We start from the raw sequence: 18,117 nt of genomic DNA, 5'->3' as shown, positions 1-18,117 counted from the left end.
ATAAGGAGAAATATGCTGAGCTACAACGTTATCGCCGTCGGCACTGATGGATCGAAGACCTCCCTACGCGCGGTGCAGTCCGCCGCATCGATGGCACGTGCCTACGACGCAACGCTGATCATTGTTTCCGCGTTCTACAATCACTCCGGTTCGATGTTGGGTGCCCCGAACGCCGAGGATGCTCGCGTGCCCGTGGTGAGCGAGGAAATGTCGGAGAATTACCTCAACAACGCTGCCGAGATCGCGCACAGCGAAGGCGCACAGCGTATCGAGATCATTGCCAAGTCCGGTGACCCCGTCAATGCGCTCATCGAGGTCGGCCGTGACCACGATGTTGACTTGTTCGTTGTGGGTAATAAGGGCATCCATTCCGTGCGTGGACGTGTCTTTGGTTCCGTGGCTACGGAGCTCACCCGCAAGGCTCACGCCGACGTGGTCGTGGTCAACACGACCGAAGATTAGAATTCCAATCGACGTGTTGGCACCCGCGTTGTTAAACTAGCGGGTGCGCGAAAAGTTTAATTGATTGTCAAGCGAGATTCCCGTGATTGGAGGCTCGCGAAGAAAGGTCATCATGAGCGATTACAACAAGATCGTGGTCGGTACCGACGGTTCCAAGTCTTCCCTGCTCGCAGTGGAGCGTGCCTCCAAGATCGCTGCAGCCTTCGATGCCACCCTCATCATCGGCTGTGCCTACTACGAGAACCAAGAGCAGGCGTCCAAGACTCTGCGCCAGGATTCCGTCACCATCCTCGGTGATGAAAAGGCCCAGGCCAACCTAACCTCCGGCAAGGAGCATGCAGAGAAATTTGGCGTGAAGAACGTCGAGACCGCTGTCCGCCCGGGTACCCCGGTTCAGGCCCTGATGTCTATCGTCAACGACAATCAGGCTGACCTGCTCGTCGTGGGTAACCGCGGCATCAACTCCTTGACCGGCCGCCTGCTGGGGTCCGTTCCGGCTGACGTGGCTCGTCAATCCGACTGTGACGTCATGATCGTTCACACGGTCAACTAGGCCCCACAAAGCCACCGCGCGGTTTCCCTACCGGGGCCGCGCGTTTCTTGTTTTCGAGGGGTCTGTGGGTTAAGAGTCAGAAACGTAGCTTGCGGTAAGCACGCGCGAGGGCCGTGCCGTCAGCGCCTTGGATAAGGGGGATGTTGAAGGACGTTTGGTCGTTGACCCTGGCAAGTGGAGCCAATGAACCGTGCGCGAGCAGCTGCTCTTGCGGGGAGAGGTTTCGAATAGCCACCGCGGCCACCCGGTCTGGGTGCTCGGCCACAGCATCCGCATAGGTCAGCGGATCGTGCTGGCCATCATCCCCAATGAGTAACCACCGCAGCGCTGGGAAGGCAATGAACAGGTTTCGAAGTTGCACGCGCTTGTGCTCCTGGCCATTGCGGAACAGCCCGGTAGGAGTGGGACCCCAGTCAGTGAGCAGCAGCGGTCCGCGTGGGAAACCGTTCTCCTCCATGAAGGTGACCAAGGTGTCGTAGGTGTTCCACGCACCGGTAGAGAGGTAGATGAAAGGCACACCAGGGTGCTCCGCGGCAATCTCACGGTAGAAGGACGCCATGCCTTCGACCTGAGTGCGGGTATTGGTGCGCTTAACCCAGGAGTTCCAGGCCGCGATCATGGCGCGGGGGAGCCAGGTGACCATGATGGTGTCATCGATATCGCTGACCACGCCGAATTCAGTGTCCGCACTCACGATGAGGACTTCAGCCGTAACTTCTTCCGCTCCCTTGGCACGAATGCTGACTTCGTGCCAGCCAGGCTCGAGACCATGGTCATGGACAAGAACATCGATGTAGCCGTTGTGATTGCTGGTGCCGGCGACAGTCTTTCCGCCAACGGTGACTTCTACCTCGTGACGTGGAACCTGGATAGTGAAGAACTGGCGGTAGCCGCGTTGCGCCCACGTATCAGTGTCCTGTGATTCGGGATCGTGCATGAGTACTCGGCCCAAAACATGGACGAAATGCTCATTTCCATACCCGGAATATCCGGTAATGGAGGGCTGCCAGCCTTTGCGGGCTGAGCGCTTCACCGTCACGGAATTAGTGGTGAACTCAATCTTACGGGCGATATCGGAAAGTGCCATGCGCACCAGATTATCCGAAAACCTCCGAGTAGCGCCCAGCGATCGTCAGCGTCTGGGTTGCGCGGGTCAGCGCCACATAGAGGTTGTGGATACCTTGCGTGGAGGCCGCCACAATATCGTCGGGGTTGATCACCGTGACGTGGTCGAATTCGAGGCCTTTTACTTCCTCGACATTTGCGGCAGTGATGACGGCATGGAGGCGTCCGTCGGGGCCAGTGAAGGTTCCAGGCTCCTGATCAGGGGCACTGGCATGCCAGGTGACATCATCCCCATCTCGCACCGCAATACTTGGCGTGGCGTCCGGGTTAATCTCCGCTAGGAGGCGGTTTGCTAGTTCCGTGACGGGACGTGGGGTGCGGTAATTGACCGTGAGTCCATGTTGACGGAAGCGCTGGCCCACGAAAGGCTCCAGCGTTGCTGCCCACTCATCCACGCCGGCGGGGGAGCCGGTTTGGGAGGTATCGCCCACGAGAGTCATCCACCGTGACGGGCTGCGGCGGAAAATCATTCGCCACTCCATGGGGGTGAGCTCCTGTGCTTCGTCAACGATGACGTGTCCGTAGGCCCACGTGTAATCCTCCCGGGCGCGCTGCGCGGTGGTGCGGGAGTCACGCACTTCGTGACGACGGGCGAGATGCTCGGCGTCAATGACGTCGTGGGCAGAGAGAATTTCGGCCTCGAACATGTCATCGTCATTATCGGTCGAGTCAGAGGAGCTCAGGATGTCCAGAGCGTCCTCAGCCTCGGCGACTTGTTCGCGCCATTGCCTGTCTTCGGCGGCGCGTTCGGCTTCAGGGTCGGGCATGCCGATGAGCACCGCGAGCTCGTCGAGAAGCGCTGCGTCCGATGCGGCCCAAGCCGTACCATTCACGCGGTACAGCGCCCCGCGTGTCTCCTCGTCATAGGCACTCGCCGCGGAGTCGATACGCTCGCGGTTGCTGAGCAGCTCTGCGAGGACCTCGGTGGGAGACAAGTGAGGCCAGAACTCGTCGACGAGATCGGTGATGAGCGGTTCTTCAGCAAGATCATCGTGGAGTTGGTCGACGTCAGCGCGGGAGAGCAGGTTGGCTCCGCCGAGTGGGTCCGCACCGATGCGCTCCGCCATCTGCTGAGCCAATGATTCGATGAGGTGCTCGGCAAAAGCGCCTTGAGCATCATTGTGAGGCTTTCTCGAGCGCCGCGCGCGGGTACGAGCGGCTTTGACCATGTCTGCCGTGACAGTGAGCTCAAGGCGGTCGATATCGATAACGCGGGGTTCCTCGGGAAGACACTGATAATCCTTGACGGCGTTGCTCAGGATCTCAGCCATAGCCTCAGAGCCCTTGATCTCGCGGGCGAGCAAGGATTCGGGGTGAGTTGCATCGATGCCGGGGAAGAGAGAAGCGATCGTGGACAGAACCACGCCGGTCTCACCGAGCTCGGGCAGCACTCGAGAGATGTATTCCAAGAAGGTGGAATTGGGGCCCACGATAAGCACACCGGTGGCGGCGAGCTGCTCACGGTAGGTGTACAGCAGGTAGGCCACGCGGTGTAACGCTACCGCGGTCTTACCCGTGCCTGGGCCACCTTCGACCACCATGACGCCACGCGTGCTATCGCGAATGATCTCGTCCTGCTCGCGTTGGATGGTTTCCACAATGGAAGGCATGTGGCCGGTGCGTGCGCGCTGCATGACGTGGTGTAGCGCGGATTCACTGGCCACGTCACTATCCTCAACAGCTGATTCGCCATCGAGAACTTCATCACTAACCCCAGTGACGGTTCGGCCCGTTGTTCGGATATGGCGACGCATGTGCACACCCTCCGGGTGTGCTGTAGTCGCGAGGTAGAAAGGCCTAGCCATAGGCGCGCGCCAGTCCAAGAGAAGAGTGCGGTAGTCCTCTTCACGGGCATCAAGGCCCATGCGCCCGATATAGCGGCGATCGAGTCCTTCTGGAGTGGGGTTGTCACCGGGGGCATCGATATCGATACGTCCAAACACCAGTCCCAGTTGAGCAAGATTGAGGCGATCGAGTTTGGCTTGCAAGCCGTGGTACTCGGTCTCGCGGCGCACCAACGCATCAGCATCAGGTGTGTGTGGATCTACAGCCGCCTGGACCTCATTAAGCCGCTCATTCGCCGTCTGCACCTCATTGTCGAGACGCGCAAACAGGCCGTCGACATAAACCTGCTCTTTGGCAATCTCAGAGTTCAGTTCGTTCGTGGTATCGGCGTGAGTTGTGGGAGAGGAATCAGACACGAGGCTCCTTGGGTGCGTGTGAAGGCTTCTCGACGACACGGAGGTAATAGAAAAAGGACAACGGCCCAGCATAGTCGCTGAGCCGTTGTCCTCTCCACCGCCCTCATTGCTGACGGTGCGTCTACGGGAAAGATCCGCAGTACAGGAAGCTTTTAGAAGCTGTCGCCGAACTTCTTGAAGGCCTTGTCCAGCTTCTTGGACGCAACCTTCTGCAGCTTCTCGGCGCGCTTACGAGCCTTCTTCTTGGCACGCTTGCTGTCGATGGAATCTGCCTTGGCCAGGGCCACATCGGCGCGATCCTGGGCCTTGCCAGCAGCCTTCACCAGGCCCTTGCGAGCGGTTTCGGTGTTATCGCGGGCGGCGTTGAGCCAGTCATCCTTGTTGTCGTCGAAGAACTCGCGGGCGCTTTCAGCGGTGTCCTCAACGAAGGAGCGAGCGTTATCAAGCAAGTCACGGCCGGTGGACTCCCAATCATCGCGGTTGTCCTCGACGTAGTCCTTGGCAGTCTCGAACCAATCAGTGGCCTTTGCAGTCACATCGGAGGAGATGTCGCTCGCGCGGTTCGACACGTCCTCCGCGAACTTCTGCTGCTCGGACTTGCCCGGGAGGGCAGCCTGGATCTTCTTGTTGGCGCGCTCGGACGCCTTCGCGGTGCGCCAGCGCAGGGACGGCTTGCCCTCGGTGTCCTGGGTGACAATGGCCAGTGCACCGAGAAGCGCCGTGTTGGTGATGAAGTTGGTGCGCTGGGCTTCCTTGTCCTTCTTGGAATCAGCAGACCAGAAAGAGTTACCCGCAAGATTCGGAATGTGAGTCAGTGCCAGCACAGCTGCCGAGGTGCGTGGAGCCTTGCCCAGCGCAAAGGACGTGCCAGCTGCGGTCTTGGCACCGCCAAGTGCACGGGTAACCAGCTCCGGGTCATTCGGGATGTAGCCTGCGTACTCACGGGGCAGTACCTTGCGAAGGCGCTTAAGCACGGACTCGGTGTCCGCGACGTGCTCCGAGGTGTTGCGGAGGGTATCCACACCATCCCAGACAAACACAGAGGCCAGCATAGGACGGGCAAGCTTACGAATCATGACGTGCTCCATTCATTAGATATGTAAAGACGTTCGTCACACCATAGTACGCGGATCACCCAGCAATCGCTGTTACCACCGGCGCTCCCACCATTCCTCGAGGTGTGGACGTTCCGCCCCAAGGGTGGTGGAATCACCGTGTCCGGGCCGGACAATGGCCTCGTCAGGGAATACGTCAAAAAGTCTTTGTGTCACGTCCTTGTACAGGCGAACAAAGTCTCCTTCCGAGGTGGTCTTGCCCACGCCGCCGGGAAACAGGGAATCGCCCACAAAAAGGTTGGTCACACCGTCGATGTCCGCCGCGATGGCCGCACCGCCTGGGGTGTGGCCACGCAGAATCGTGACCGGAAACTCATAGCCCGCGAAAGGCAGAGTGTCACCATGTTCCAGTTCAACATCGACAGCCGCCGGCAGGGCAGGGGAGTCGAGAAAGCTGGCATAGTGCGTGGCACTGGTCTTCTCAAGGACCTCTTCAAGTGCACGGACGTGGTCCCAGTGGCGGTGTGTGGTGAGCACCGCGGTGATGGAAACGCCGTGATCGGCAGCGAGGGACAGGAGGGCGGGGGCGTCTGCGGAGGCGTCGACAAGCAGCGCCTCATCGCCAGCACACAACAGGTAGCAATTGTTGTCCATCTCGGAGACGGAGATTTTATGAAGCTCGAGTGCGTTGTTCATGTGTCCCACCTTACGGGTAGATTCTGATCCAGAACCCCCTAGAACGAACATTCTCTTGTGTAGGAAGGCAGCAATCAGTGGCTGATCGTTTGGTCGTACGAGGCGCTCGTGAACACAACCTCAAGGGCGTGGATATCGATATCCCACGCGATAAACTGGTGGTGTTTACCGGTCTGTCGGGCTCAGGCAAGTCTTCCTTGGCCTTTGACACCATCTTTGCCGAAGGCCAGCGCCGCTATGTGGAGTCCTTGAGCTCGTATGCTCGTATGTTCCTCGGCCAGATGGACAAGCCGGATGTCGAGTTTATTGACGGACTATCTCCGGCTGTGTCTATTGACCAGAAGTCCACTAACCACAACCCGCGCTCTACTGTGGGCACGATTACGGAAATCTATGACTACCTGCGTCTACTGTTTTCCCGTGCGGGTACCCCGCATTGCCCGGAATGTGATGCGGTCATCGAGCGACAGACCCCACAACAAATCGTCGACGAAGTGCTGGGCCATGAGGAGAAGCTGAAATTTCAGGTGTTGGCCCCTGTGGTCCGCCGCCGCAAAGGCGAGTTCGTAGACCTGTTCAAGGACTTGGCAGCGCAGGGTTACTCTCGTGTGCGCGTGGACGGTGAACTGCACCAGCTCAGCGATCCGCCGAAGCTCAAGAAGCAGATTAAACACGATATTGATGTCGTGGTGGACCGTTTGCAAGTCAAGGCGTCCCAAAAACAGCGCCTCACCGATTCAGTGGAGACGGCGCTGCGACTAGCGGACGGTCTAGTGACCCTCGATTTCGTTGACCGTGAAGAACTGACGCATACCTACTCAGAAAAGGCTGCCTGCCCCAACGGTCATGCGCTGGCGATCGAGGAATATGAGCCGCGGGCATTTTCCTTCAACGCACCGTTCGGTTCCTGCCCCGTCTGTGACGGATTGGGTACCCGCCTTGAGGTGGACGTGGATCTTCTTATCCCAGACCCCGATGCACCGGCGGTGGAGGCGATTCAGCCGTGGACATCGAGCCCGAATTCCCGGTACTTTGTCAAGCTTGTCGAGGGTCTAGCCAAGACTCTCGGCTTTGACCCACAGACGCCGGTGTCCGAGCTCAGCAAGGAGCAGCGCCACGCGCTGATCTATGGCTCGGATGTGGAAGTGACGGTGCGCTACAAGAACCGTTACGGCCGCCAGCGGAATTGGTCCGCGCCGTTTGAGGGAGCCATTGGCTTCCTGGAGCGCAAGCTGGAGCAAACAGATTCTGAATCACAGAAGGACCGCCTGCTGCAGTACACCCGCCGCGTGCCGTGTCATGCCTGTGGCGGTACTCGTCTTAAGCCGGAGATTCTTGCGGTGCGCTTGGCGTCGACTGCCCACGGCGAGCAATCCATTGCAGGTCTGACCGCGCTGTCCATCGAGGACGCGGCGGAGTTCTTGGACTCGCTGGTGCTGGGCCACCGTGAGGAGATCATTGCCGGTGCTGTTTTGAAGGAAATTCAGGCCCGCCTGCGCTTTCTTCTCGACGTCGGCCTCAACTACCTCACTCTCGACCGCGGCGCCTCGACGTTGTCTGGTGGTGAAGCGCAGCGAATTCGTCTGGCCACCCAGATTGGTTCCGGACTCGCCGGCGTGCTCTACGTGCTGGATGAACCTTCTATTGGTCTGCACCAGCGCGACAATCAACGTCTGATCAAGACCCTCAAGCGCCTACGCGATATTGGCAACACCCTCATTGTCGTTGAACACGACGAGGACACCATCCGCGAAGCCGATTGGCTTGTTGATGTCGGCCCACGTGCTGGCGAGTACGGCGGCCAGGTGGTCTACCAAGGTGAGCCCGCAGGTATTGAGGATGTCGAAGAGTCCCTCACCGGCCAGTACTTGTCCGGGAAGAAGGAACTCGCTGTTCCGGATTCGCGCCGCGAGATTGACCGCGAGCGCATGCTCAAGGTCGTGGGCGCACGCGAGAACAACCTGCAGAGCATTGACGTAGAGATTCCCCTTGGCGTACTCGTCTGTGTCACCGGCGTCTCAGGTTCAGGCAAGTCCACCGTTGTCAACCAGATTCTGGCGAAGACCCTGGCGAACAAACTAAACCGTGCCCGCCAGGTACCAGGACGCGCCAAGCGTGTGGAAGGTGTCGAGCACCTGGACAAGCTTGTGCAGGTTGACCAGAGCCCAATCGGCCGCACCCCGCGTTCCAACCCAGCGACGTATACGGGTGTCTTCGACAAGATTCGTAACCTCTTTGCTGAGACCCAGGAAGCCAAGGTTCGTGGGTATAAACCAGGACGCTTCTCTTTCAACGTCAAGGGCGGGCGCTGCGAGGCGTGCCAGGGTGACGGCACCATCAAGATTGAGATGAACTTCCTGCCGGATGTCTACGTGCCGTGTGAGGTCTGTCAAGGTGCGCGCTATAACCGCGAAACCCTTGAAGTGCTCTATAAGGGTAAGAACATCGCTGAAGTCCTTGACATGCCCATCGCAGAGGCGGCTGAGTTCTTCGAACCGATTAGCTCTATCCACCGGTACCTCGACACCTTGGCGGAGGTGGGCCTTGGCTACGTGCGTCTTGGTCAAGCAGCAACGACCTTGTCGGGTGGTGAGGCCCAGCGCGTGAAGCTGGCTTCCGAGCTGCAGAAGCGCACGAAGGGGCGCACCGTCTACATCCTGGATGAGCCGACTACCGGTCTGCATTTCGAAGACATTCGCAAGCTTATGCTCGTCATTCAGAGCCTCGTGGACAAGGGCAACTCAGTGATCATCATCGAGCACAACTTGGACGTCATCAAGGCGGCGGACTGGATCGTGGACATGGGGCCGGAAGGCGGGTCCGGTGGCGGCACCGTCGTGGCGCAGGGAACGCCGGAGGACGTGGCCAAAGTCCAAGGTTCCTATACTGGAGGCTTCCTCAAGGAGATGCTGTGATCCGAACCACCATGACGCCCCCGCGCCTCGGTGCGTCGTTAACAGCCGTGAGTCTTGCTGCATGCGCAGCAGTAACCGGCTGCTCGCGGCCTGACAATGCGCCTGGGCCGATGGAGGAGACGGACCACAGCGTCATGCGTACTGGGCAGGCCTCGGATTATGACATCAAGGCCGCACTAAACGAGGTCATCCGTGGGGTCGAAACCGACTTTGAGGACTATGAGATCCGCGCTGGCGTGGCCGTGGCTGATAGCACCGGTGCAGTGCAGGTAGGGCTTCGAGGAGAGGAGCCGACATGGTCCACAGTCAAAGTGCCGATTGCCATTGCTGCGCTGCGTGATGGTGCCAGTTCCGACCTTGTTGACTTGGCCATTAAGGAATCTGATAACGACGCGGCGTATGCCCTGTGGTCCCACGTGGGGTGGAACGAGGGAGACGCCGGGCAGGCCGTGAAAAAGCTGCTGGCGGAGTACGATTCCCGCGGCGAACTGGAAGAACCGTTCGGCTACTCAACCTGGTTGTTGAAGGACCAAGCTGTGTTTGGTTCGCATCTGCCGTGTATCCCCGAAGCGGAGTACGTCTATGAAGTGATGGACCAGATTGTTGCGTGGCAGGACAACGGTTTGGACAAACTTCCAGACACGCGCGCCAAGGGCGGCTGGGGCCTGTCCGAGGAAGACAACAGCTACACTCACCGCCAGCTTGGCGTGCGCGATACCGGAAGTGGCGGCTCCGTGGGCTTGGCAATCGAGGTCACCATGCCAGGAGTAAGTGCTGAACAGGCTATCCCAGCCTTGAACGTCCTTGCGGCTGGTGTTGATCGTGTGGTCACTGAGGCACTTGATGCAGGTACGCTGAAACCAGTGGAGGAGTGTGAACCGAAACCCACGAGTGCCACCAGTTCCGTGAGCAGCGCGGCGACGGCGACGGGGGCTCGGTCAAGCGTGACAATGACCTCGGGGGCGTCGTCAAGCACCGCCTCGACACGCACCTCCGTGCGGTGATTTGGTTCCGTGCCCCGTGGGTGTTAGGGTTGATCCCACTACCGCCCGTAGCGCCTCCTCCAGGAGGTACTTGGGCCGCAAGCGGAGTTTCTCCCACCCGAAGCCGCGCTTCACACTTTGTGTAGGTGCAGGATAAAGGTAAAGAGTAGGTGCCACGTGAGTGGTGCGTGCTTGTTAGAAACTCCCGGTTGCCAGTGGCACCCGGGATTTATTCGTTTGTGGTCACGGTAGGCACACTACTAACCCCACAATCGAGGAGAACCACAATCAGCGCTGAAGCTCGCATTAATGAGCGCATCCGAGTACCCGAGGTCCGTCTAGTTGGCCCCGGTGGTGAACAGGTGGGCATCGTTCGTACTGACGATGCTCGCAAGCTTGCGTACGAAGCGGATCTTGACTTGGTCGAGGTTGCGCCGAACGCGAAGCCGCCCGTAGCCAAGATCATGGATTACGGAAAGTTTAAGTACGAGCAGGCTCAGAAGGCCCGCGAGTCCCGTAAGAATCAGCAGCAGACTGTGGTGAAGGAACAGAAGTTCCGTCCGAAGATTGATGATCACGATTACGAGACCAAAAAGGGTAATGTGGTGCGCTTCCTGGAGAAGGGTTCCAAGGTTAAGGTGACCATCATGTTCCGTGGTCGTGAGCAGTCGCGACCGGAGCTCGGTTTCCGCCTGTTGGAGCGCTTGGCTGACGACGTCGCCGACATCGGCGTCGTGGAGTCGCGCCCCAAGCAGGATGGTCGCAACATGACCATGGTCCTGGGACCCGTCCGCAAGGGCAAGAAGTAGACCACGCTCCACTTAGGATTTAAGGATTTAATTCTCATGAAGCAGAAGACTCACAAGGGCACCGCCAAGCGCATCAAGGTGACCGGCTCCGGCAAGCTGCGTCGCGAGCAGGCTAACCGCCGCCACCTTCTGGAGGGCAAGCCGTCCAAGCGCACCCGTCGCCTGAAGGGCACCGAGGACGTTGCCAAGGCAGACACCAAGCGCATCAAGCGCCTTCTCGGCCGCGCCTAGTTAGCGCCGAACTCCCCATCCCCACACACTCACAATCAAGATAAGGAAGTATTACTGTGGCACGAGTAAAGCGCTCAGTTAACGCCAAGAAGAAGCGCCGCGCGATCCTGAAGTCCGCTAAGGGCTACCGCGGCCAGCGTTCCCGCCTGTACCGTAAGGCCAAGGAGCAGTGGCTGCACTCCATGACTTACGCTTACCGCGATCGTCGCGCCCGTAAGTCCGAGTTCCGCAAGCTGTGGATCCAGCGCATCAACGCGGCTGCTCGTATGAATGACATCACCTACAACCGTCTCATCCACGGCCTGCGCCTGGCTGAGATCGAGGTCGACCGCAAGATCCTCGCTGAGCTTGCCGTCAATGACTTCGAGGCTTTCTCCGCACTCTGCGAGGCCGCTAAGGCTGCTCTGCCGGAGGACGTCAACGCTCCGAAGGCTGCCTAAGCACCTGACGTAGACGCGTTATTCTGAGCCCACCTGCTCCCATACACTGGGAGAAGGTGGGCTTTGTGCGTCCCTGGGGTTCGGCGCTTCCGCGATCCAACGCGATAGTTGTTATTTATTCATTCATCTTCTATATACAGACCAGTAGCCCGGCTGTCACGCGTGAATATTAATCTTCCAGCTGTTCATTACTCGTCACGTTTCGCAAGGATAACTTCACAGATGACACTCTCGCGTTTCGCCACCTCTGCCGTGGCAGTTGTAACTTCTGCCTCCGTTGCTGCCCTGGGTATGAGCCCAGCGGTTGCCGCTGAGGATACTCACACTGGCCCCAAGAACATCATCTACATGATTGGTGATGGCATGGGCTATGGCCACCTAGCTTTGACCAATCTCTATGAGACAGGTCAGTCGAAGTACCTCGTCGACGGTGACTTCGGCGATGAGGAACTTAAAGAGAAGGACGGCGAGCCGGTTCAGTCCTATGAGGAGTTCAACCGACTGTCCATGGCAACGTTCCCTATGGGTGGTTCCTACGATCCGGAACAGGCGTGGAAGACCCATGAGTATGTCACGGAGGGCAAGATCACGGACTCTGCTGCCGCGGGTACAGCTATGGCGACTGGCGTTAAGACCAACAACAGAATCCTCGGCATGTCGCACTACGGCATGAAGGAAGAAAACATGTCGGAGCGTGCGAAGAAGCAGGGAAAGTCTGCCGGCGTAGTCTCTTCGGTGGCCTACTCCGAGGCAACTCCTGCTGCGTGGGCCGCACACAACATGGACCGCGATAAGCTGCAGGACATTACCAAGGAGATGCTCGGCAGCGACCTCGACCTTGTGATGGCCGCTGGCCACCCCTTCTACAACAACGACCATGAGAAGCTCGATACTCCGGACTACAGCTTCATCTACGAGGATGATTACGCCAAGCTATCTGAGGGCCAGACTGATTGGACCTACTTTGAGTCCAACGATGACTTTCAGAAGATGGCCGGCGGTGACGTCGAGCCGGGCACGAAGTACTGGGGCATCGCCCAGGTAGGCTCCACCCTCCAGAATTCCCGCACCGGTGAGGCCGAGGCCCCGTACTCGGACAAACTCAACGATGTTGTGGATCTGCCCACTATGACTACCGGTGCGCTGAATGCGCTGGGCCAGGATGACGATGGATTCTCCGTCATGATTGAAGGCGGTGCCATCGACTGGGCTGGACACGGCAATAACCCGGTACGCGATATTGAGGAAACCCAGGACTTCAACAAGGCCGTCGATGCGGCGATTGAGTGGGTTGAAAAGAACTCCTCCTGGGAGGACACCCTCCTCATCGTCACCGCTGACCACGAGACTGGATACTTGTCTGGTGCCAACGAGGTTCCGACGGACAAGAACCCCGAAGCGGACAACAAGTTCAACGCTATGGTAGGCGCAAAGGAGGAGGTTGGCCGCCACGGCTGGTACTCCGGCCAGCACACGAACCAGCTTGTTCCATTCTTCTTCAAGGGCGCAGGTTCTGCGGACATTAAGGCTCACGCTGCGGGAACCGATCCGGTGCGTGGTGATTTCATTGACAACACCACGGTGGCCAATCTCGTCTTCGACCAGTGGTGGACTGAAGGTGCCACTGCTTCGGGCGACGAGTCTCCGTCCGAGGAAGCCCCGAAGCCGTCCGAAGATGAGAAACCGTCCGAGCCCAGCAAGACCCCGAAACACGATGGGGAAGCTGGCAGCAGCACGAACTTTGGCGCTGGCGTTGCCGCCGGTATGGGCATCCTCGCAGCTGTAGTGGCAGCGCTTGCGGCACTTGCTCAGCAGACCGGACTTGTCAGCATCAACCCGCAGGCACTTGTTCACCTGGCTCAAAAGGTTGGCCTGCGCTAGGAATTCTTGGCGGACTTCGGTGCCGTGCTTGTCGACGTCTCCCCGTTATCACCATCATCAACCCTCGCATCGTCCTGGGGTGAGGGTTGATGTTTAGACGGGGGAGTAGCACTCGCGGCGGGACTTTTCAATGCCCCGATTGGTGGGTACGGTCAAGGCCATGGAATTAGATTTTTCGGCTGCCTTTACGGAGCGCACCCCTCGCGTGGTCAATGCCGCCAAACTGCACCGAACGGCCAACCGCAAGAAGGCAGAGCGCTTCATTATTGAGGGCGAAAACGCCGTCGATGCGGCAGTATCCACGGGTGCGGCGACGGACGTTTTTGTGACCGAAAAAGCTGCGGAGCGTTTTGCCCATATTGTGACGGCATGCGGATATATGGACGTCTACGTGCATCCCATCACAGATAAGGCAGCGAAGCATCTCTCGGATACGGCAACGAGCACAGGTTTGTTCGCTGTGTGCCGTCCTGTTCTGTGGACAGCGGGCAAGATTATGGCGGGTAAGCCGAAGCTGGTGTCTGTTCCAGTGCTCACGTCCGAGCCAGGCAATGCAGGAACGCTGATTAGGACCTCCGATGCCATGGGCGCTGATGGCGTTATTTTTGCAGGGGAGACTGTGGATCCGTTGGGCTGCAAGGTGGCGCGAGCTTCGGCAGGCTCGCTGTTCCACATCCCCGTTGCCCGAGACCCCAATATTAAGGACGTTCTAGGAAAGCTGCGCTCATCCGGGATGCAGGTGTTGGCCACGGCAGCGGATGGGGAAGTAGACCTCGCGGACGCAGACCTTTCCCAGCCCACGGCATGGTTGTTTGGTAACGAAGCCCATGGGCTCGGCGATCTGCAAGATGAGGCGGACATGCGGGTACGCATTCCGATTCTTGGCCGCGCAGAGTCGTTGAACCTGGCCACGGCGGCCAGCATTTGCCTGTACGAGTCAGCCAAGCAACAGGCCATCTAGCATTCTGACTGCCCTAGGGCTGGTGGGCACAGGTGTCTGGTAGCACGGTAAGATAGCTCGCGTTAGTTTTTCTGCGAGAAGAAGGTAATTAAGGCACGTGTCCGATACACCTCAGATCGAATTGACCGAAGAAGCCCTCGAGGCCGCCGCGCAGAAGGCCATCGCTGCCTTCGAGGCCGCGAGTGATCTCGACGAGCTCAGCGCGGCACGCCGCGATCACCTTGGTGACGGTGGCTATATCCCGCAGGCCCGCCAGTCCCTTGGCCAACTGCCGAAAGACCAGCGCAAAGACGCTGGCCGGGCAGTGAACATGGCGCGTGGCAAGGTGGAGAAGACCTTCGCGCAGATTCGTGAGGTCTTGGAGCAGGAAGCGCGCGCTGCGCAGCTCAAGGCTGAGAAGGTGGACGTCACCATCCCGACTACCCGTGCGCAGACCGGTGCACTGCACCCGATTACTGCCTTGTCGGAGCGTATCGCCGATATCTTCGTGGGTATGGGCTGGGAAATCGCTGATGGTCCAGAGGTGGAGGCTGAGTACTTCAACTTTGATGCCCTGAACTTCAAGCCGGATCACCCCGCCCGCACACTGCAGGACACCTTCCACGTAGGAAAGGAAGGGTCTAAGCAGGTGCTGCGTACCCACACCTCTCCGGTACAGGTCCGCACCATGCTGGAGCGCGACGTACCGCTGTACATCGCGTGCCCCGGCCGTGTTTTCCGCACTGATGAGTTGGATGCGACTCACACTCCCGTGTTCCACCAAGTGGAGGGCCTTGCCGTGGATAAAGGCCTGACGATGGCCCACCTGCGCGGTACGCTCGAGCACTTGGCCAAGGTACTTTTCGGACCAGAGACCACCACGCGCATGCGTGTCAATTATTTCCCGTTTACTGAGCCTTCCGCTGAGGTTGACGTCTGGTTCCCCAACAAGAAGGGTGGCGCCGGGTGGATCGAGTGGGGCGGCTGCGGCATGGTCAACCCCAACGTTTTGCGCGCAGTCGGCATCGATCCCGAGGAATACACCGGCTTCGCCTTCGGCATGGGCCTGGAGCGCACTCTGCAGTTCCGCAATGGCTTGACCGATATGCGTGACATGGTCGAAGGCGATGTCCGCTTCACCCTGCCCTTCGGCGTGCAGGCATAAGAACCCAGAAAGGATAGAGAAGAACAATGCTTATTTCCCAAGACTGGGTTACCCGCATCCTGGGCACTGCAAACTCCGGCTGGAGCGTGTCCTCTGAGGACCTCGATTCCGGATTCGTCCGCGTGGGCTTCGAAACGGAGGGCTACGAGGCGCTTCCGGAGACTACGGGCCCGCTCGTGATTGGCCAGGTCGTTGAGATCGAGGAACTCACGCAGTTTAAGAAGCCGATTCGCTATTGCCAGGTCAACGTGGGGCAGGCCAATGGTACGGGGGAGCTGCAGGGCATTATTTGCGGTGCCCGTAACTTCCGCCTTAACGACTACGTGGTGGTCTCCCTTCCGGGGGCTGAGCTGCCTGGCGGTTTCAGAATCGCCGCGCGTGAGACCTATGACCACATCTCCAACGGCATGATGTGTTCCGCCGCCGAGCTCGGATTCGGCCCGAAGGCTGACGGCATTATCGTGCTGGGTGATGAGGTAGCGGACAAGATTGGAGAGGACGCCCGTCCCATCATTGGGCTGTCAGACACCGTCTTTGACGTCAACATCACCCCGGATCGCGGATACGCACTGTCTGCACGTGGATTGACGCGAGAGGTCGCTTCGGCGTTCGACCTCACCTTCCCGGACGTGGCACAGGACCCGAGCGTGACTGGAGTGGAAACGTCGGCTGTTCCGCAGCCGCAGGGCGCGCTTATCGACGTTGACCTGCGGGACGAAACCAAAGCCCAGCGCTTTGGCCTGCGCAAGGTCTCGGGTATTGATCCCACCGCCCGCACGCCGTTCTGGATGGAGCGCGAGCTCATGCTGTCGGGCCAGCGCAGCGTTAACGTGGCTACCGACGTCACCAACTACGTCATGCTGTTGCTGGGTGCCCCGATGCACGCCTTCGACGCCAACGTGGTCAGCGGGAATCTTGTGGTGCGCAATGCTGCGGAAGGGGAGAAGTTTGAGACCCTGGACCACGTCAAGCGTGAGCTGTCTGCCGGCGACGTGGTCATCTGCGATGACAACGGAATCCAGTCGCTCGCCGGAGTGATGGGCGGTACGACCTCCGAAATTTCCGATGAGACCACGGACGTCTACTTCGAATCCGCCATCTGGGATCCGATTACCGTCGCCCGCACGTCTCGCCGCCACAAGCTGTCCTCGGAGGCGTCTCGCCGCTTCGAGCGCGGTGTGGATCCAGCCATCGTTGAGGTCGCCCTCGACGTCGCCTGCGCGCTGCTGCAGCAGATTGCCGGCGGCACCATTGAGTCTGGCCGGACGCTCGTGGGAGACGTCGCCAAGCGCGATCCCATCACCCTGCGCACCGCTAAGCCCAGCGAGTACGCCGGCGTGGAGTACTCCCGTGAGACCGTTATCCAGCGCCTGCGCGAGGTGGGCTGTGACGTCACCGACAACGGTGATGAGCTGCAGGTTACCCCGGCCACGTGGCGCACGGACATCGGCATGGATGTAGACCTGATTGAGGAAATCCTGCGTCTGGAAGGCTTGGAAGATATCCCGACCATCCTGCCGACGCCGGCCGGAGGCCGCGGACTAACCCCGGCGCAGAAACGACGCCGCGCCATCGGGCACGGCCTGGCGTACGCCGGCTATGCCGAAGTGTTGCCGTCGCCGTTCGTGGCCAACGACACCTTCGACGTGTGGGGCTTGGACAAGGATGATGTTCGCCGCCAGACCGTAGCCGTGCAGAACCCGCTGGAGTCCGACAAGGCCATCTTGTCCACGACTCTGCTGCCGAACATGCTGGAAGCTATTGCACGCAATGTCGCCCGTGGTCGCCATGACCTCGCCCTCTTCGGTCTGCAGCAGGTGGCGTTCAAGCGCGCTGAATCCTCTCCGATGCCCTCGGTGGATTCTCGCCCGAGCGACGATGTCGTCTCTGAACTTCTGAACACCTTGCCAGAGCAGCCGCTGCACGTGGCCACCGTGGCCACTGGCAATATCGAACACGAAGGTCCGTGGGGTAGTGGACGCGCCTATAGTTATGCCGATGCCATCGAGTCCGCACGCCAGGCGGCACGCGCTGCAGGGGTTGACGTCACCGTTAAGGCTGCGGAGCAGTTGCCGTGGCACCCGGGCCGCTGTGCTGCCATCGTCGTTGCTGGTGAGGACGGCGCGGAGTCCGTTGTGGGCTACGCAGGTGAGCTGCACCCGCAGGTCCTTGAGGCGCTTGAGCTTCCGGCGCGTACTTGTGCCATGGAGCTTGACGTCACCGCATTGCCTCTGGATGAGAAGTTCCCGGCACCGGTATTATCCGCGTTCCCGGCGCTGCACCAGGACATTGCTTTGGTCGTAGACGAGGAGACCCCTGCTGAGCAGGTTCGCCTGGTGGTTGAAGAGGGTGCCGGTGAGCTTCTGGAGTCTGTGGAGCTCTTCGATGTCTTCCGTGGCGAGCAGCTTGGTGAGGGCAAAAAGTCCCTAGCGTTCCAGCTGCTTTTCCGTGCCGGTGACCGCACGCTAACGGATGATGAGGTTAACGAGCACCGTCTTGCTGCCGCGGAGCTGGCGAAGCAACGCTTGGGTGCGGAAATGCGCGCCTAACGCGCGGCCTGAGCAGCTGGTATGAGGCGGCCGGGAGAACCGCAGAGGACACGGTAGGTCGGGGAGCGATCCCCTTCCTGTGGCGCAGGTGTGGGCTGCGCCATAACCTGGG

The 18,117-nt window shown here is 59.6% G+C and carries 15 protein-coding genes; 11 read left to right on the top strand and 4 right to left on the bottom strand.

The window, feature by feature from the left end; all coding sequences use genetic code 11:
- Positions 1-12: 12 nt before the first annotated feature.
- Both CSING_RS07300 and CSING_RS07295 read left to right on the top strand, forming a co-directional pair.
- Positions 13-462 carry a universal stress protein gene (locus tag CSING_RS07300; protein WP_042531017.1) on the top strand — a complete coding sequence of 150 codons (450 nt, stop codon included), beginning with the start codon at positions 13-15 and terminating at the stop codon, positions 460-462.
- Positions 463-574: 112 nt separating this feature from the next.
- Entirely contained in the window at positions 575-1,015 is a 441-nt protein-coding gene (locus tag CSING_RS07295; protein ID WP_042531016.1) for a universal stress protein, read from the top strand.
- 76 nt (positions 1,016-1,091) lie between these two features.
- Here the strand turns inward: CSING_RS07295 and CSING_RS07290 are convergent, their stop codons facing one another.
- From CSING_RS07290 to CSING_RS07275, 4 genes are all read right to left on the bottom strand, one after another.
- On the bottom strand, positions 1,092-2,102 hold the full coding sequence (locus tag CSING_RS07290; RefSeq protein ID WP_042533279.1) for an App1 family protein: 1,011 nt from the start codon (positions 2,100-2,102) through the stop codon (positions 1,092-1,094).
- A gap of 10 nt (positions 2,103-2,112) precedes the next feature.
- Positions 2,113-4,413 (bottom strand): HelD family protein, encoded by a 2,301-nt coding sequence (locus CSING_RS07285; protein ID WP_144403124.1) that lies wholly within the window; start codon positions 4,411-4,413, stop codon positions 2,113-2,115.
- A gap of 80 nt (positions 4,414-4,493) precedes the next feature.
- Positions 4,494-5,417 (bottom strand): DoxX family protein, encoded by a 924-nt coding sequence (locus CSING_RS07280; protein WP_042531012.1) that lies wholly within the window; start codon positions 5,415-5,417, stop codon positions 4,494-4,496.
- A gap of 72 nt (positions 5,418-5,489) precedes the next feature.
- Positions 5,490-6,092 (bottom strand): MBL fold metallo-hydrolase, encoded by a 603-nt coding sequence (locus CSING_RS07275; protein WP_042531010.1) that lies wholly within the window; start codon positions 6,090-6,092, stop codon positions 5,490-5,492.
- Between the two features lie 77 nt (positions 6,093-6,169).
- Between CSING_RS07275 and uvrA the strand changes: the two genes are divergently transcribed.
- The 9 genes from uvrA to pheT all read left to right on the top strand — a co-directional run bounded on the left by uvrA (position 6,170) and on the right by pheT (position 18,005).
- The gene (gene uvrA / locus CSING_RS07270; protein WP_042531009.1) at positions 6,170-9,007 is read left to right on the top strand and encodes an excinuclease ABC subunit UvrA; all 2,838 of its coding nucleotides are present in this window, start codon (positions 6,170-6,172) and stop codon (positions 9,005-9,007) included.
- A complete protein-coding gene (locus CSING_RS07265) occupies positions 9,004-10,011 on the top strand; it encodes an S-adenosylmethionine synthetase (protein WP_201773940.1) in 1,008 nt (335 codons plus the stop codon). The genes uvrA and CSING_RS07265 overlap by 4 nt, the downstream gene beginning before the upstream one ends.
- Positions 10,012-10,229: 218 nt before the next feature.
- Complete coding sequence (gene infC, locus CSING_RS07260; RefSeq protein ID WP_084226182.1) at positions 10,230-10,799, top strand: translation initiation factor IF-3; 570 nt, start codon at positions 10,230-10,232, stop codon at positions 10,797-10,799.
- Positions 10,800-10,835: 36 nt separating this feature from the next.
- A complete protein-coding gene (gene rpmI / locus CSING_RS07255) occupies positions 10,836-11,030 on the top strand; it encodes a 50S ribosomal protein L35 (protein ID WP_039675593.1) in 195 nt (64 codons plus the stop codon).
- Positions 11,031-11,086: 56 nt separating this feature from the next.
- On the top strand, positions 11,087-11,470 hold the full coding sequence (gene rplT / locus CSING_RS07250) for a 50S ribosomal protein L20 (protein ID WP_005323264.1): 384 nt from the start codon (positions 11,087-11,089) through the stop codon (positions 11,468-11,470).
- A gap of 222 nt (positions 11,471-11,692) precedes the next feature.
- Positions 11,693-13,351 carry an alkaline phosphatase gene (locus CSING_RS13315; RefSeq protein ID WP_084226181.1) on the top strand — a complete coding sequence of 553 codons (1,659 nt, stop codon included), beginning with the start codon at positions 11,693-11,695 and terminating at the stop codon, positions 13,349-13,351.
- A 160-nt stretch (positions 13,352-13,511) separates the two neighbouring features.
- Positions 13,512-14,312 (top strand): TrmH family RNA methyltransferase, encoded by an 801-nt coding sequence (locus CSING_RS07240; protein WP_042533273.1) that lies wholly within the window; start codon positions 13,512-13,514, stop codon positions 14,310-14,312.
- A gap of 97 nt (positions 14,313-14,409) precedes the next feature.
- Entirely contained in the window at positions 14,410-15,456 is a 1,047-nt protein-coding gene (pheS, locus tag CSING_RS07235) for a phenylalanine--tRNA ligase subunit alpha (RefSeq protein ID WP_042531005.1), read from the top strand.
- Positions 15,457-15,482: 26 nt separating this feature from the next.
- A complete protein-coding gene (gene pheT / locus CSING_RS07230) occupies positions 15,483-18,005 on the top strand; it encodes a phenylalanine--tRNA ligase subunit beta (protein ID WP_042531003.1) in 2,523 nt (840 codons plus the stop codon).
- The last annotated feature ends 112 nt before the right edge of the window (positions 18,006-18,117 follow it).

The organism is Corynebacterium singulare (assembly GCF_000833575.1).
Taxonomy (GTDB): domain Bacteria; phylum Actinomycetota; class Actinomycetes; order Mycobacteriales; family Mycobacteriaceae; genus Corynebacterium; species Corynebacterium singulare.
Note: the sequence above shows the minus strand (reverse complement) of the source record. Positions and strands in the feature narration are given on the sequence as shown.